The organism is Paenibacillus xylanexedens (genome assembly GCF_001908275.1).
GTDB classification, from domain to species: Bacteria; Bacillota; Bacilli; order Paenibacillales; family Paenibacillaceae; genus Paenibacillus; species Paenibacillus xylanexedens_A.
The window spans coordinates 4,735,426-4,752,958 of sequence record NZ_CP018620.1 but is presented as its reverse complement, the minus strand read 5'-3'; the positions used below and the strand labels follow the sequence as shown (position 1 = coordinate 4,752,958).

General features: G+C 48.9%; 7 protein-coding genes and 1 pseudogene. 7 read left to right on the top strand and 1 reads right to left on the bottom strand.

Going from position 1 to position 17,533, the window contains the following annotated elements:
• Positions 1 to 24 precede the first annotated feature (24 nt).
• Positions 25 to 298: pseudogene (locus tag BS614_RS31285) on the bottom strand (DUF6198 family protein); the annotation flags it as partial.
• Between the two features lie 123 nt (positions 299 to 421).
• Here BS614_RS31285 and paiA point away from each other — a divergent pair.
• From paiA to BS614_RS20700, 7 genes are all read left to right on the top strand, one after another.
• The gene (gene paiA, locus BS614_RS20730; protein ID WP_074095398.1) at positions 422 to 949 is read left to right on the top strand and encodes a spermidine/spermine N(1)-acetyltransferase; all 528 of its coding nucleotides are present in this window, start codon (positions 422 to 424) and stop codon (positions 947 to 949) included.
• A gap of 1,245 nt (positions 950 to 2,194) precedes the next feature.
• Positions 2,195 to 3,193 carry a cysteine peptidase family C39 domain-containing protein gene (locus BS614_RS20725; RefSeq protein WP_074095397.1) on the top strand — a complete coding sequence of 333 codons (999 nt, stop codon included), beginning with the start codon at positions 2,195 to 2,197 and terminating at the stop codon, positions 3,191 to 3,193.
• A gap of 36 nt (positions 3,194 to 3,229) precedes the next feature.
• Complete coding sequence (locus BS614_RS20720) at positions 3,230 to 3,418, top strand: hypothetical protein (RefSeq protein WP_074095396.1); 189 nt, start codon at positions 3,230 to 3,232, stop codon at positions 3,416 to 3,418.
• A gap of 25 nt (positions 3,419 to 3,443) precedes the next feature.
• Positions 3,444 to 5,474, top strand: a complete 2,031-nt coding sequence (locus BS614_RS20715) for a carbamoyltransferase N-terminal domain-containing protein (RefSeq protein WP_074095395.1) — start codon at positions 3,444 to 3,446, stop codon at positions 5,472 to 5,474.
• Between the two features lie 9 nt (positions 5,475 to 5,483).
• A complete protein-coding gene (locus tag BS614_RS20710) occupies positions 5,484 to 7,496 on the top strand; it encodes a carbamoyltransferase family protein (RefSeq protein ID WP_074095394.1) in 2,013 nt (670 codons plus the stop codon).
• Positions 7,493 to 8,479 carry a TauD/TfdA family dioxygenase gene (locus tag BS614_RS20705; RefSeq protein ID WP_074095393.1) on the top strand — a complete coding sequence of 329 codons (987 nt, stop codon included), beginning with the start codon at positions 7,493 to 7,495 and terminating at the stop codon, positions 8,477 to 8,479. The genes BS614_RS20710 and BS614_RS20705 overlap by 4 nt, the downstream gene beginning before the upstream one ends.
• A gap of 21 nt (positions 8,480 to 8,500) precedes the next feature.
• Entirely contained in the window at positions 8,501 to 17,494 is an 8,994-nt protein-coding gene (locus BS614_RS20700; protein ID WP_074095392.1) for a non-ribosomal peptide synthetase, read from the top strand.
• The last annotated feature ends 39 nt before the right edge of the window (positions 17,495 to 17,533 follow it).

Below are 17,533 nucleotides of genomic sequence, written 5' to 3'. Positions count from 1 at the left end.
TCACTTTTAGTATGTGACAATGTATCCATTTGGCCCACTGAGCAGAAACGCCAGAATTAAAAATATAAGGTAAATGAATGTTCTCGTTACAAATAAGGGAGTTTGAGTGATTTCATGCAAGATTAATGTTAAGCGGTCAATCGGAATGGGTGCAAAATTGGTCTGTAAAAGCCCTACATGATGTGACAGCCCTACCAGAAGTGCATCAAACGGTGAGGTGCCCAGTTCAGATTGGATGGTAAGGGAAATGCCAAGTGTTAACGATTAGAATACCTGCGACAAAAAGTACATATTTCAAATGCATCCAACCTCTTCTTTAATATTATGTTGCAAATACAACAAAATTGAGCTAAATTCAATGTAACCCTTTTTTAGTGCATTTGCAACAAACGATTAACTTGTTAAAGGAACGTGAATATAGATGACGATTCGTATAGAGATATGTACCATTGAACATGTATGTGAACTACAGGAGATTAGTTATGAGATGTTTAATGAAACGTTTAAAGCGCAAAATTCACCCGAAAATATGAAAGCTTATCTGGAAAAGGCGTTTAATCGGGAGCAATTAGAAACTGAACTGTCCCTTGCGGATTCACAATTTCTTTTTATCTATGTCAACCACAAAGTGGCAGGGTACATGAAGGTAAATATCAATGATGCTCAGTCTGAGAAGATGAGCGTGGAATCCCTTGAGATCGAGCGAGTGTACATCAAAAAAGAGTTCCAAAAACATGGCTTGGGTAAGGTACTGCTTAATAAAGCCATAGAGATGGCAACAGAATATCACAAAACGAATATTTGGTTAGGCGTGTGGGAGAAAAATGAAAATGCCATCGCATTTTATGAAAAGATGGGGTTTGTACAGACAGGAGCTCATGCTTTTTACATGGGAGATGAGAAACTGTCGAGAGACAAGAACATGGTCCCATTGAAGTCGCTATTTTAGCGGCTTTTTTATTTTATCGGTACAAGTTCTTGTCCCAAGCTAAGGACAAGAACATAGTCCGATTGCCGATTAGATACATATCTAAACAATGCACGAATGGACTTAAAACCTTTTTTATCACCATAATACATGAAAATGTTCACATTGTTATGGACAACTGACAAATTTAGAGGGGAGAAATACGCTTGGCTAAGTATTAAAATCGGACTGAAACTAGCTACTGAGAACAAGAACTTGTACCGATTACCGAAATGGACAAGAACATAGTCCGATTGTCGATTAGGTGAGCATCAAAAAAAACGATGTGATTTAAGACTCAACAGGCAACATATTGTAGCACAGTTATCAATTTTTTTTATAAAAAAAACAGCTCGATAGAAATAAAAATGGGCGGGTACGTATTAAAAAAGCGAAATATTGGCACTAGAACTAGCCGCTGTGGACAAGAACTTGTAACGATTACCCGAATTAGACAAGAACATGTTCTCATTGCCGATTAGGCGTTTATCTAATCGTTATTTTGCCTGTTTAGGGAGAGAGTTTGGTCCCTTTACTTTATTAAACTGTCGATTATTCATAATGGCCTGATGTATGTCGATCCAGACGGCAGACATACTATTGTTTACTTCATAATCTTCAAGCTAGGCTTCTCTATGCTGTTCATGAATGTTACAAACATAGTAATACGATAACATATGAATCAGATCATATTCAGGTTTGTAATGAGGCGATACTCTTCAATTTAACCAAACTCCCGTGTAACTTGTAGGAAAGAAAGCCTGCTTGGCACCAACAATCCCCTTCGCCAAAAATATAATTATTTGGCCCACTTCAGGCACCCTTGTCGCTTCACATATTACTTCTGCTGGTAATCACTTACTCTGTCTTTAACCGGCTAATCTCTTGGGGGTGGAAGTCCATGGAACTGGTGCAAGTTAGAACCTTTGCCATGTAGAAACTCCGTTCTCTTCTTAATCTTCTTTCATCACCAGTTTTACCACAAAATCTAAGGAAAGCTGTTCTCAACCCGATCTTATCGCTAAGTCGTAGTTCCTGTTGACTAGTTGGCCGTCTAAATTGCTCAGGAAACTTTATTTTTTCTTAGCGACTCCTCCTTTCAGCCCCATTCAATTCTCTTTGATCATTGGATCAACCTCTAAAGAGATATAATCTATCAGGTTAACGTTATTGGGAAAGTATGCTAGCCTTAACTGAAAATAAAAGATATAGAAAGGAGTTGAATGCATGGAGAAATGTTCGCTTCCTTTAGCGAATTCCCCAATTAAGTATTTACAGCTTCATGCCTATAGGCTCTCTATTATTCTTCATCATGAGGAAAGCTGGCCGTGGTTCTATTCTAACTTTATTCAACTGGTAGGGAGACAAGAGGGGGATTCGGATGCATACCGTATAGACTTTCTTACTCCATCGGAGGATTTCCATACTGCGTTTCCATGGCTAGACTTCTGTCCCTTGATCAAGGATGTGTTCCTCGGGAAATTAGGATGCGATGTCCATGAGTTATTACAAGCCTCTCTGCAGCAAGAGTTTTATATTTACACCTTGATAGATGAGTACTACATTCCCCATCGGCGTTCATACCAGCAACAGCATTTCCATCATGATGTCCTAATCAAGGGCTATGACCTCACAGATAGAACCTATACAATTGTTGGCTATGACGAACATATGATATACCGGGAGACCAAAGTAAGATTTGAGCAGATGGCGCAGGCGATGATGAGCGTAAATGCACCAATAACCCAAATCTATAAAAAGGGTATTCACTATGAACTGGACATGGAAGCGATTCAGAACGCTTTAACTGATTATCTTGACTCCTATAATTCTACTAAACGATTACGTTCCTTTGTTAATCCATTGTCTGATCAGTATGATTTCGGCATTGAAGTTTATCATGGGTTTCTGGATCATTTGGATAGGGTCAGAGAGGACAAGCTCTACTATGACATTCGGTTGACTCACCTGCTAATGGAGCATAAGCAGTGCATGTCAATGCGGTTGGAATACTTGAATGGGCAACATCGGCTGAACCATGCCGATGAACTGCTGAACAAGTCCCGTGAGATGGTTGATCTCGCAATGCGTCTACGCCATGCGTATCTCAAAATCTCGCTTGGTACAAACAAAGAGGCTATCGAGAAAGTTCGCTTGCTCGCCGTCAATCTACAGGAAGTCGATAAAGTTTTAACCGAAAACATACTTAAAAATCTAGTTATATAAAGGCTATTGTAAATTTTGTGAAGGGGGTGAGCACTGGTGATCCGACTTGAAATTTATACACAAGACTACAAGAAAGTTACAACGACTGTTGAGCATTACAATGCAGAAGAAATCAATAGCAAAATCAATGAGCGTCGGACTCAGACGATTGTAATTGGCGACGTCATTATCGATCCACGTAATATTTTAAAGGTTGTGCCTGTCCGTTCGGAAGAAAACGGGTGAAAACGATAAGGAAAGGGACTAAAGCATGCGAATACTTGGGTTAAGCGGTGGATTGGATAAGATCTGGGACGATGAGCCTAGCAATTTTAATTGGAGCAAGGTTCGTGAGAATGCTGCTGCTGTGCTAGTTGAGGATGGCAGGGTGCGCTTTGCTATCGAGGAAGAGCGACTCAACCGCATCCCTGGCACGAATAAGAGGCCTGTGCTTGCGATTCAGAAATGTTTGAACGAAGCCAGCTTGACGCTGGCTGACATCGATGGAGTTGCAGTCTACGGCGAAGAGAAGTTTTATAATCATTTGATTCAGAAAAGTTATCTGCATGATCCTAATCACTATCCCCTTTATGGAACCATGCGACAGCTGATTCAGCAGTATCTTAAGGAGGAATGTGGCTACGAAATACATGAAAGCGCAATCTTCTTCGTAAAACATCAGTATTCACATGCGATGAGCGCTTGGGCCTGTTCCGGTTATAAACGAGCACTTGTGTTGTCGCTTGACAAAGCAGAAGATGGTTTTTCTGGACTTGTAGCCAAGGGGAGCGAGGGAAAGCTTGAACGGCTTCATACTTTTCATGATGTTGATTCAATGGTTGGTCTCTGTCATCAGGTTGGCGAAATCATGAGCCCTCCAATTGGAAGTCTGACGGAGCTTTCGCACATCGCGATGAAGGGACGTGCAGCCCCTTATCGCGCCTTCTTTCAGGCCTGTTATGAGTTGTTGCCTAATGGCACCTACAAATTGCGGTTTGACCCCAATGGACTAATAGAAGGTCTGCGATTAGAGGGTCATTCAGGAGCGATCGAACAACGATGTAATCTGGCTGCTGCACTACAGGAAGTCTTAGAGGCGATCGTGTTTCATATCGTCCGGCATTTCCAAGAAGAGACCGGAATGGATACATTGTGTGTGGGAGGAGAGCTTGCTGGCAATGTATCTCTCAACTCGAAGCTACTGGATTCGGGCCTGTTCACCGCTGTTTTTGTTCAACCAATCAAACATGATGCAGGCGCAGCACTGGGCGCTGCTCTGGCACAGTTTTCCATGGAAAATAGCGAGGAAAAGGCAAGGTCCGAAATGGAGCATGTGTATTGGGGAACTGCAATAGAGACGCAAGACCAGATTAAGGAGCAGGCTGCGCATTGGAGTGAATGGACGGCGGTCAAACAAGAGTTAGGAATGAGCATTGTGGAGCAGGTAGCAGACTTGCTGTCGCAGCGTCATTCGGTTGGATGGATGCAGGAGAGATCTGAATTCGGCACATGTTCTCTTGGCAACCGCAGTATTTTACTGCATCCCTATGAGGCATTCAACACTAGCAATGAGTTGTACAAGAATTGGACTAAGGCAGGCAACACGTACTCCTTGATCGTATCTATTAAGGAGAGTCGGTTAAAAGATTATTTTGATGTTCCCGCTACGGCTACGGCTTCACAATACAGATTTGGCAACTACTTGTTGAAGTGGAAGTCCGGCAATGACTATATGGATACGGCTACCTATGCGCAAGTGCACACCGTATCCGAGAATGGCAACTCACGCTTCTATCAATTGCTGGACTGCTTTGAGTGCAAGAGCGGAATTCCGTTCCTGATACACACCTCCTTGCGCAACCCGGTAGAGCCGATCGTGGAGACACTATCCGAAGGGATAGCAGCATTCCTGTCCTGCAAGCTCGAATATCTGGCAGTTGGAGATACGTTATTAAGCAGATGCGAAGCGAAGCAGCAAGACCAGAGTCTGCTGTCACTGCGCCTTTCGGTTCCATATAATGTGAACATTGTTGAGCAGATCAGCTATCAATCTACTCATCGGATGGAGCACAGCAAGGAATTGATTTGTGCCCACATGGCCGAAAGGAAGGTTGGGCTGTCGACCTCATTACACGCCCTGTTGATGCTTGCAGATGGTCGCCGTTCACTTGGAGAGCTGATGGAAGAGATTAGGATGGCAGACCATGAACACTTACAAATCATCCAATCTGTAAAAGAGTTGTGGGAGAAACGGTTGGTTATATTGGAGCCGTTGCATTCCGTAGGACAAATACAATCATAGGGGGTACCAATGTACATATTAGGTTTGAATGCGGGGCCTGATCTGGTCTATGAGGAGACCTCAGACTCGGGGCTAGCCTATTCACATGATTCAGCCGCTGTGCTACTTCGTGACGGTAAGGTGGTCGCTGGGATCGAAGAGGAACGGTTAAATCGAATGAAGCACTCGTCTAAAGCGCCCGTTCAGGCGATCCGCTACTGTCTGGAGCAAGGAGGCATCGGCATCGAGGAGATCGATTATATTGCCTTTTATCTGTCCTTTGAACGGGCAAGATCCGAACTAAATGAGACGCGTCAGGGTATCCTGCGATATATCCTCATCGCCTTCGGTTATGAATTTCCCAGTGAGCGCATCCTGTTCATTAACCATCAGCTGGCACATGCCATGAGCACCTATGCCATGTCAGGCTTTGAGCAAGCGCTGGTCTTTTCCGTAGATGGAAGCGGAGACGGGATATCCGGCATGATTCTGTCAGCTGAAAACAAACAAATGAAAACGCTCTACGAACTGCCGCGAGCTCATTCTTTAGGTGATTTCTATGAAAGAATCATTCAGTTTCTTGGCTATAAGCGGTTCGATGAGTACAAGGTTATGGGCTTGGCTCCTTACGGTGATCCTTCGGTATACCGCACGTTCTTCAAAAAGTTCTATAGCCTTCTTCCTGGCGGCGATTACCGGATTCATGTCCATCTTCCGCTACTGTTCGATCTGGTTCCTCCGCGCAAGAAGTCGGAGCCATTCAACCAGCAACATAAAGACATTGCGGCGGCACTGCAAGAGTCACTAGAGGAAATCGTCACACATATTGTCACTCATTATCAAAAAGTGACGGGACACAAGCAGCTGTGTCTCGCAGGGGGAGTGGCACATAATTGTACGATGAACGGAAAGCTACTCTATTCGGGATTGTTCAAGAACATCTTCGTCCAACCTGCTGCACATGATGCTGGTGCTGCGCTGGGGGCTGCCCTGTGTGTACACTATAAGCAGCGGCCACAGGACCCCTTTTATCCATTGGAGCATCTGTATTGGGGCCCACACATTGGGAATGACGCTGAAATACTAGAGACACTGAGTCCATGGGAATCGTGGCTAGAATGGGAGTATGTAGGCGATGAACTGATTGAGCGGACTGCTGAACTGCTGGCAGACGGTTCGGTTATTGGATGGGTACAGGGCCGTTCGGAATTCGGTCCACGTGCGCTTGGCAACCGGAGCATCATTGCGGATCCGCGACCGGCGGAAAACAAGGAAATTATTAATGCGATGGTCAAAATGCGCGAAGGCTACAGGCCATTTGCTCCATCAGTATTAGAGGAGAAAGCGGCAGACTATTTTGAGGTCCCCGGGGGGATGGAAAAATCACCCTATATGATCTTTGTGCTCAATGTGAAGGAGGACAAGCGCAAGCTACTTGGCGCAATCACTCATGTGGATGGTACCGCTCGCATCCAGACGGTCTCCAGTCAGACAAATCCGAGATACTGGTCACTTATTCGAGCCTTTGAAGCATTGACTGGCATACCGATCATACTCAATACATCCTTTAACAATAATGTTGAACCAATCGTCGATTCGGCAACAGATGCCATTGTTAGTTATTTGACCACAAAGTTGAATTATTTGGTCATTGGCAATTATTTAATACGGAAAAAAGCAGTCAGTGATGAGGCTATCTTGCACTTATATCCCAAACTACCTTGCTATGCTGTACTTTATAAAAAACGGGGCCGTGGAGGGGAAGGACAGCTAGAAACCAAGGCTCAGGTCTGTAGAAATGATTCTGAGAGTTCAAATATGCCGATCTCTGTGGAACTATTTGAGCTACTGGCGCAAGCGAATGGCAAACGGACGTTCCAAAATATAATCGTAGCTGTTCATGGGCAGGACGAATTACTTTGCCGCTCGTTGGCAGCGGAGATGCATAAACTGTGGTCACATAGATTAGTAGAGCTGTCCCCTGCTGTACATGAAGATATTTTAGGGATTAAAGCCAATGAAAAGGAGCGTATCGTATTATGAGCGAATTGCAATCCATCTACAATGTTGAAGTCAACCGTATTCATCAGGCGCACCGTCAGTTAGTGGTTCAGCCTGCGCTAGTAGGAATGGATTTATCCAATTGGATAGTGGAGCATCGTGAGTGGGTACTTAAAGAACTGCAGCAAGTGGGAGGAATCCTGTTTCGCGGCTTTAATGTGCCGTCAATTAATTATTTTGAGGAAGTGTCCCAGGCGCTAACACCGATGCTGGAGGAGTACAAGGAGCGTTCAACGCCGCGTAGCGAAGTACAGGGGAAAATTTATACCTCTACCGAGTATCCGGCAGAGGAGTTCATCCCTCTTCACAATGAAAATTCTTACACGCAAACTTGGCCGCTTAAAATTTGGTTCCATTGTGCCATTCAGTCTCGTAGCGGTGGAGAGACTCCGATTGCGGACAGCAGAGAAATCTATGCGAGAATCAGTCCGCGTATTCGCGAGCAGTTTGCGGAGAAAAAGCTTATGTATGTCCGCAATGTAGGAGGCGGAGTTGATCTTCCATGGCAGACGGTCTTCCAGACGGATAGCCGTGAGTATGTCAACGCCTATTGCCAGAAAGCTGGTATTGATGTCGAATGGCTGGGCGAAGACCGGTTAAGAACCCGATCCGTCCGCAGTGCAGTTGCCATGCATCCGCTAACACAGGAGATGCTATGGTTTAATCAGGCGCATCTGTTCCATGTTACCAGCTTGCCGGTGGAGATAAGGGAATATATGGTTTCGGCACTGGGAGAAGACAACCTCCCTCGCAATGTCTACTACGGAGATGGCTCCCCTATAGAAGAGTCCATTCTCGATGAGATTCGTGGCGTATACGAGGAGACGATGCTCGTTTTCCCGTGGCAACAGGGGGATATTTTATTGCTGGACAATATGTTGAATGCCCATGGACGTCAGCCATTTGTTGGAGAACGTAAGGTGGTTGTGGCTATGGCAGAGCCTTGGAATCAATACGGCCTATAAAAATCAGGAGGAATAGTAGGTATGGTGAATCGACCAAGCAGTGCAGAAGTTGCAACATATATAGGCGGCCAGTCCGCCGAATCGTCAATTGTCGCAGGCTGGCCAGCAGATTACATGGCCCGAGGCGAATACAGCATGGAACGAATTGTCCGCGTCATTCCACAGTCATTGATGATGGAATTGCAACGCAGGGTGCATTTTTCGGAAAATGAAGTATTTTACTACCTGTTCAGCACCGTGCAAGCACTGTTTGCGCGCGTATTCGACGGAAAGATTTTCAATGCAGGTACTCCGCGCTTCAGGTCGGAGCAAGAGCATACTAAATCGACGGAATGGCTTGAAGTGCGTAGCGCCATCAGTCGTTCCGATTCATTTCTGGAAGTGATGACGGGGGTGAAACAGCAGCTCCTCGAACAGAACAGCACGGATGCGGAAAGTTCACCGTTTATCTCCAAGAAGTCGAGCGTTCCATTGCTGATTGCTATGAATAACGTGCTTAGTTCAGAGCAGATTCAGCCAGAGCTGGGTTGGTTGTTTGTAACAAAGCAGTCAAATGAAGTGGAGCTTCGACTGGAATTCAATCAACGGACGTATGCCAAGGAGACCGCAGAGTATCTCGCTTCGCTCTATCTTCGTGTGCTGGAGCAATCCATCATCAATCCTTATATTGAGATTGGCGACATTAGCCTGCTGACGGAGCAGGAGAAGCAAGGGACAGCGGAGTCCTGGCATGGAAAGGCAGCGGAATATCCGCGGGAGCGAGCGATGCACGAGCTGTTCGAGCAACAGGTGAGGCGGACCCCACAACGAATCGCAATTCGCGCAAGGGAGCGTAGCTGGAGCTATGCTGAGCTGAATGAACGGGCGAACAGCATAGCGGAAAAGCTACTGTCATATGGCGTAGCTGCGGAGGAACGGATCGGGCTACTGGCGGAACATTCGCCGGAGCTGGTGGCAGCAATCTGGGGCGTACTCAAGGCGGGTGCGGCCTATGTACCGATTGATCCGTCGTATCCCCAGGAGCGCATTCGATACATTGTAGAAGATAGTAAAATGGCGTTGTTACTGACGGAGGCACGGCTGGAAGCGCAGGTTCCTGCAGGCGTGGTCTGGCTGGACATCGGCGAAGGAGCGGAAGTTCATCTCGTTAAGGAATCCAAAGCTGGTGCAGCAGTCGTCACTGGAAGCAGAGAAATGAACGAGACGGACGGGCATCAAGCACCTGTGAATGTGGGCATTGATGTACAATCGTCGCAACTCATGTATATGATCTATACCTCCGGATCGACAGGAAGACCGAAGGGGGTCATGGTTGCGCATCAGAGCGCAGTGAACTATGTATGGTGGGCGTGTAAGGTATACGCCGGTGGAGAGCCGATAGACGTGGCATTGTATTCATCGATTGCCTTCGATCTGACGGTGACGTCGCTGTATGTGCCGTTGCTGACCGGGGGTAGCATCGTCATCCATGCAAACGCAGATAGAACGGCGGCTATCGCCGAGATTGCCGCAGCGGACGAGGTGGAACTACTGAAGTTGACGCCAACGCATCTACGTCTGTTGCTACTCAGCGGTCATCGTCCGAAGCGGTTACGGAGCTTAATTGTAGGCGGCGAGGCGCTGGAGACGGAGCTAGCGCGGAGGATTCACGAGCAGTTCGAGGGAAGAGTCACCATCTACAACGAGTACGGGCCGACAGAGACGGTGGTGGGTTGTATGTTACATGCCTATGACCCCTCACGCGACTTGAACGCAACGGTGCCGATCGGCTTTCCGGGAGACAATGTGAGCCTATACGTACTGGATCGCTGGCTACAACCGGTACCCGATGGAGCAGTCGGGGAACTCTATATCGCTGGTGACGGCGTGTCGCGCGGCTACTGGAATCGGGAGGAGCTGACAGCGGAGCGATTCGTAGTCGACCCATTCATAACAGGGCGGCGGATGTACCGAACTGGCGACCTTGCGCGTAGGTTGGTGGACGGGACGCTACTGTACCTGGGCCGGGAAGACGAGCAGGTTAAGGTACGGGGGTACCGGATTGAGACGGGCGAGATCGAAGCGCAGTTACTGGAACAGGGAAGTGTGCGTGAAGTAGCCGTCGTTGCCCGGCAAGACGGCGAAGCGGGCTTGAGCCTGTGGGCGTATGTAACCGCAGACCAACCCGTGGAGACAAGTGAATTATCCCGTTATCTGAAGGAACGGTTGCCAGAATATATGGTGCCGACGGGCATAGTGCAACTGGAGCAGCTACCGCTGACACCGAACGGCAAGACCGACCGGAGGAAGCTGATGGATGCTCCGCTGCGACCGGAGCAGGCAGTTGTCCATGCTAAGCCGCAGGGAGAGACGGAGAAGCGACTGGCATTATTATGGGAGCAAGTACTAGGAGTGGACCAGATCGGACGGACGGATCACTTCTTCGAACATGGTGGTCATTCATTGAAGGCGATCCTGATGCTGTCGAAGGTGCAGAAAGAGTTCGGCGTTACCGTACCGTTGCAGGCTCTGTTTGATATGCCGACGATTGCTGGACTAGCGACATATCTTGATCCGAATCGAACAGATGAGGCCGGAAAGCAGGGAGCGCTCGCAGTCGAGCGGGTTTTTTACAAGTTGTTTACTCCGATTGAGCCAAGTGCTCCGCGTCCGTCCTATCCAGCATCCTTTGTACAAAAAAGAATGTATGCGCTGAGCAGTCTCAAGGGAGCCGAATTAGCATATAACGTACCGTATGCCTATATTATCGATGGACCACTGGATGTTGCGAGGTTACGAGAGGCGGTGCGGACGCTAGCGGGTAGGCATGAGACGTTGCGCACTTCGTTTAGTTGGGTAGATGGCGAGCTAATGCAAAAGGTCCATCAGGAAGCTACACTGGAGCTGTTTTTCTCTGAGACAGCAGAGAAAGAGGTGGAGCGCTACCTGGCTTCCTTTGTGCGCCCGTTTGATCTGTCGATCGCGCCGCTAGTACGCTTGGAGCTACTACGATTTGACGCCGAACTACATATACTATTGTTTGACATGCATCACATTGTGACTGATGGCATATCAGTCAGTATCCTGTTCCGTGATTTGGCAGCTATCTATAATGGCGAGCAGTTACCTCCGCTGAGAATTCAGTACAAGGATGTAGCAATCTGGCAACGAGAGCAGCAGTTGGCGACGCGGGAGCATGAGGCATACTGGATGGATATATACAGCACTCCGATTCCACAGTTGGACTTCCCGGTTGACTATCCTCGTCCGGCTCAGCAGAGCTTTGCCGGGAAGCGTGTAGACTTCGACGTACCGGCTCATGTCGTGCAAATACTGCACAAGCTATGCGCCGATACGGGCGCAACGTTATATATGGTGTTGCTGGCTGCGTATAATGTGCTACTGGCGAAGTATTCTGGACAGGAGGATTTTGTTGTCGGCACGACGAGCGCCGGGCGTAATCATGCGGATACCGAGGAATTAATTGGCGTCTTCATTAATACGCTGGCTCTGCGAAATCAGCCACATCGAGAACTATCGTTTTCGGCTTTTGTCCACGAAGTGAAACGTCATGCGCTGGAGGCGTTCCAGCATCAGGATTTTGCCTTTGACGAGCTTATTGACCGTCTAAACCTCCGCCGAGATATTAGTCGCAACCCACTGTTTGATGTAATGTTTGTACTGCATAACCATGACGGTAACGTCTCGGAGCTACGCCTTGACAAACGGACAGTGATGCGCCAATACAACGACTTGAAGCATGAGCCGGCCAAGGTTGATTTGACGCTGGTCGTGACAACTGGAGGGGACAATAGTCTGCAATGGTCGTTCGAGTATAGCGTTGATTTGTTTCGCCAGGAGACCATAGAGCGACTGTCGGCGAATTTTGCACAGTTGTTAAAAATAGTCGCAACTGAGCCTGATATGTTGATTGGCGACATTAGCCTGCTGACGGAGCAGGAAAAGCAAGGGACAGTGGAGGCCTGGCATGGAAAGCCAGCGGAATATCCGCGGGAGCGAGCGATGCACGAGCTGTTCGAGCAACAGGTGAGGCGGACCCCACAACGAATCGCAATTCGCGCAAGGGAGCGTAGCTGGAGCTATGCTGAGCTGAATGAACGGGCGAACAGCATAGCGGAAAAGCTACTGTCATATGGCGTAGCTGCGGAGGATCGGATCGGGCTACTGGCGGAACATTCGCCGGAGCTGGTGGCGGCAATCTGGGGCGTACTCAAGGCGGGTGCGGCCTATGTACCGATTGATCCGTCGTATCCCCAGGAGCGCATTCGATACATTGTAGAAGATAGTAAAATGGCGTTGTTACTGACGGAGGCACGGCTGGAAGCGCAGGTTCCTGCAGGCGTGGTCTGGCTGGACATCGGCGAAGGAGCGGAAGTTCATCTCGTTAAGGAATCCAAAGCTGGTGCAGCAGTCGTCACTGGAAGCAGAGAAATGAACGAGACGGACGGGCATCAAGCACCTGTGAATGTGGGCATCGATGTACAATCGTCGCAACTCATGTATATGATCTATACCTCCGGATCGACAGGAAGACCGAAGGGGGTCATGGTTGCGCATCAGAGCGCAGTGAACTATGTATGGTGGGCGTGTAAGGTATACGCCGGTGGAGAGCCGATAGACGTGGCATTGTATTCATCGATTGCCTTCGATCTGACGGTGACGTCGCTGTATGTGCCGTTGCTGACCGGGGGTAGCATCGTCATCCATGCAAACGCAGATAGAACGGCGGCTATCGCCGAGATTGCCGCAGCGGACGAGGTGGAACTACTGAAGCTGACGCCAACGCATCTACGTCTGTTGCTACTCAGCGGTCATCGTCCGAAGCGGTTACGGAGCTTAATTGTAGGCGGCGAGGCGCTGGAGACGGAGCTAGCGCGGAGGATTCACGAGCAGTTCGAGGGAAGAGTCGCCATCTACAACGAGTACGGGCCGACAGAGACGGTGGTGGGTTGTATGTTACATGCCTATGACCCCTCACGCGACTTGAACGCAACGGTGCCGATCGGCTTTCCGGGAGACAATGTGAGCCTATACGTACTGGATCGCTGGCTACAACCGGTACCCGATGGAGCAGTCGGGGAACTCTATATCGCTGGTGACGGCGTGTCGCGCGGCTACTGGAATCGGGAGGAGCTGACAGCGGAGCGATTCGTAGTCGACCCATTCATAACAGGGCGGCGGATGTACCGAACTGGCGACCTTGCGCGTAGGTTGGTGGACGGGACGCTACTGTACCTGGGCCGGGAAGACGAGCAGGTTAAGGTACGGGGGTACCGGATTGAGACGGGCGAGATCGAAGCGCAGTTACTGGAACAGGGAAGTGTGCGTGAAGTAGCCGTCGTTGCCCGGCAAGACGGCGAAGCGGGCTTGAGCCTGTGGGCGTATGTAACCGCAGACCAACCCGTGGAGACAAGTGAATTATCCCGTTATCTGAAGGAACGGTTGCCAGAATATATGGTGCCGACGGGCATAGTGCAACTGGAGCAGCTACCGCTGACACCGAACGGCAAGACCGACCGGAGGAAGCTGATGGATGCTCCGCTGCGACCGGAGCAGGCAGTTGTCCATGCTAAGCCGCAGGGAGAGACGGAGAAGCGACTGGCATTATTATGGGAGCAAGTACTAGGAGTGGACCAGATCGGACGGACGGATCACTTCTTCGAACATGGTGGTCATTCATTGAAGGCGATCCTGATGCTGTCGAAGGTGCAGAAGGAGTTCGGCGTTACCGTACCGTTGCAGGCTCTGTTTGATATGCCGACGATTGCCGGACTGGCAGCATATCTGATCGAACACGGAACGACGGAGGTGCTGCAATCCTCCGAGGAGAAACAGAGTGGACTGGACGGCAAATCATTAGTGCCAACCTTTGAACGAATTCAAGTTACCGCAGCTAGGACGTACTATCCAGCCTCAACTGCACAGAAGCGTCTTTACGTTCTCAATCATTTGGCTGACATCACTTATAATGTACCGGATATTACGCTTGTTCGCGGCCCGCTGGATTTAGCCAGACTGCAGGGCGCGGTACAAGCGCTGGTTGACAGGCATGAGACGTTGCGCACCTCGTTTAGCTGGGTGGATGGTGAACTTGTTCAACGGGTACATGAGGGTACTACGATCACAATCCCATACTCCGAGGCTGAGGAGGAGGAGATTGAGGAGCGTATTGAAGCGTTTGTAAGACCTTTCGATCTCAAGACTGCTCCGCTACTACGTATGGAAATCATCAAGCTGGGCGAGGACAGGCATCTCATGCTCACTGATATGCACCATATCATTACAGATGGTGTCTCGATGGAGATTTTCGGTGATGAGCTTGCGGCTCTCTACTCGAGTAAGACACTGCCTCCGATAAGCATTCAATACAAAGATTATGCGCTCTGGCAACTTTCCGCTCAGGGTGAGCAGCGCAAGAAGGCGGCAGAGGCCTATTGGCTCAGCGTATTCGCTGATACGGGTCCACTTGTTGAGTTACCGATTGATTATCCCCGTCCGTCGATTCAGAGTTTCAGGGGCGGTAGGGTCGATTTCAAAGTACCCGAACACATCGCAGAGGCTCTATTTCAGCTTGCTCAGGAGACAGGAACCACGCTCTACATGATCTTGCTGGCTACCTATAATGTGTTGCTCTCCAGGTACAGCGGACAAGAGGATATTGTGGTTGGTACAACGATTGCAGGTCGCAACCATGCAGATACAGCCCATATGATCGGAGCGTTCATTAATACGTTGGCTCTGCGTAATACGCCGCGGGGCGAAAACTCCTTTACGGAGCTGTTGGAGCAAGTAAAACGCAATACACTGGCAGCCTACGAGTATCAGGATTACGCGTTTGAAGAATTGGTTGACCGATTAAATACACGGCGTGATGTCAGCCGCAATCCCCTCTTTGATACGATGTTTGTGCTCCACAATCATGGCAAAGGGGAGCTAGTGAAAAATCTGGGGCATGGCGTAAAGCTCTTTCCTTACGGAGGTTTCCAGCATCGTGTTGCTAAGTTCGACCTGACGCTGGTCGTTACCTTAACTGAGGATCAGCAGCTCTTCTGGAGCCTAGAATACTGCGCCGATTTGTTCCGACATGAGACGATCCAACGCATGGCGAAGCATTTCATGCAGCTACTACGAAGTGCTACTGAGAATCCGGGGCAAAATCTTCAGAGTATGGAGATGCTATCGGAGGCGGAGAGATATGAAATAATACAAGAGTTTAATGCAACTAAACAGCCGCTGCATGAGCGTGATACGGTAGTGAGTCGCTTCGAAGATCAGGCCTGGATGTCTGGGGAACAGGTTGCAGTGCTTGCTTCAAATGAGGAACCTAATACGGGGCAGCTGACTTATGCGGAGCTACTTGCACGGGCTGATAATATGTCCCGCTGGCTACGCGCAAATGGCATTCGTAAAGGTGATATTGTCGGACTGATGGTCGAGCGTTCGACGGATATGCTGGTGGGGTTACTGGGTATATTGAAGTCCGGTGCCGTCTATCTGCCAATTGATCCAACATACCCTAAAAAACGAATCGAGTACATGCTACTCGATAGTGGTTGCAGCTACGTTGTCACGAAGGATAGCTTCAGCATGAGTATTGATCATGCTGCGAACATCCTGCTTCTAGAGCAGTTAGAGAGTTTTACGCCACATGTGGGCGAGTACGATGAACAGGTGTCACTTGGGCCGGATGATGCCTGCTATCTGCTGTACACTTCGGGAACAAGCGGTAAGCCGAAGGGAGTACAGATCGGACACGGCTCACTACTCAATAGGCTGCAATGGATGCAACGGGCGTATTCGATTGGCCTGGGTGATGTGTTGCTGCAGAAGACACCGTTTACCTTCGACGTCTCGCTCTGGGAACTACTGTGGGGCATAATGTATGGCGCACGTGTGATCATGCTGGAGCCTGGACGTGAACGGGAGCCAAAGGCAATCATTGAGGCAGTTGAGCGTCATGAGGTAACGGTTGTTCATTATGTGCCGTCAATGTTAGGAGCTTTTCTAAGCTATGTTGATGTCCACAATGCTGCGACTCGCCTGCGCTCACTTCGATACGTGTTTGCTAGCGGGGAGCCGCTAAAGCCGAGTCATGTTGAAAGCTTCTATTCTCTGCTGAATATTCAAGCGACAAAACTAATCAATTTGTACGGCCCGACCGAGGCCACAATTGATGTAACAGCATATGAATGTCCCGAGCATATAACTTCTGTGTCAGTGCCAATTGGTAAACCGATTGATAACACTACCCTATGGGTGTTGAGTGATGGCAAGCTCCAACCTATTGGCGTGAAGGGAGAACTGTATATTGGGGGAGTAGCCTTGGCGAAGGGCTATGTTGGAAGCAAGGAACTGACGGAAGAGAGGTTCATCCCCCATCCTTACAACCCGCAAGAACGGTTATACCGTACAGGAGATTTGGGACGCTGGCTACCTAATGGGGATATAGAGTATCTGGGACGGATCGATGAACAAGTGAAAGTTCGAGGGTATCGGATTGAGCCCGCCGAGATAGAGACGTGCTTGTGCGAGATTGAATTTGTAAGAGAAGCCGTCGTGCTGGCGAAGGAGGAGCGGCTAATCGGCTTTATCGTAGCTGATATCGAGCCAGATGTAATGATGGTGAGAATGTTGCTCTCCTTCTCGTTGCCCGATTACATGATACCGGATCAGATCCTATTCATCGAGTCGATCCCACTGAACGCTAACGGGAAGACAGATAAAAGCAAGCTCATTCAGCTTAGCCTACCGGTAGAAGACAGAGCGAGCTATGTGGCACCTGAGAGCGAGCTGGAGAAAACGCTCGTCCTCATCTGGCAACAGGTTCTTGGTGTATCACCGATTGGAGTCACAGACAACTTTTTCGATTTAGGTGGAACTTCCATTCAGGCTGTCCTCTTGGAGGTTGAGATGGAGCAACATGACCTAGAGCCAGAGGATTTGATCGTATTTCGCTTTCATTCTATTCGTGAGATGGCACATTATTTGAGCCACAGAGAAATCGCTCACGGATAAACACATGGTGGAGGGCGGCCATGAGTGCCGTCTTCTGCC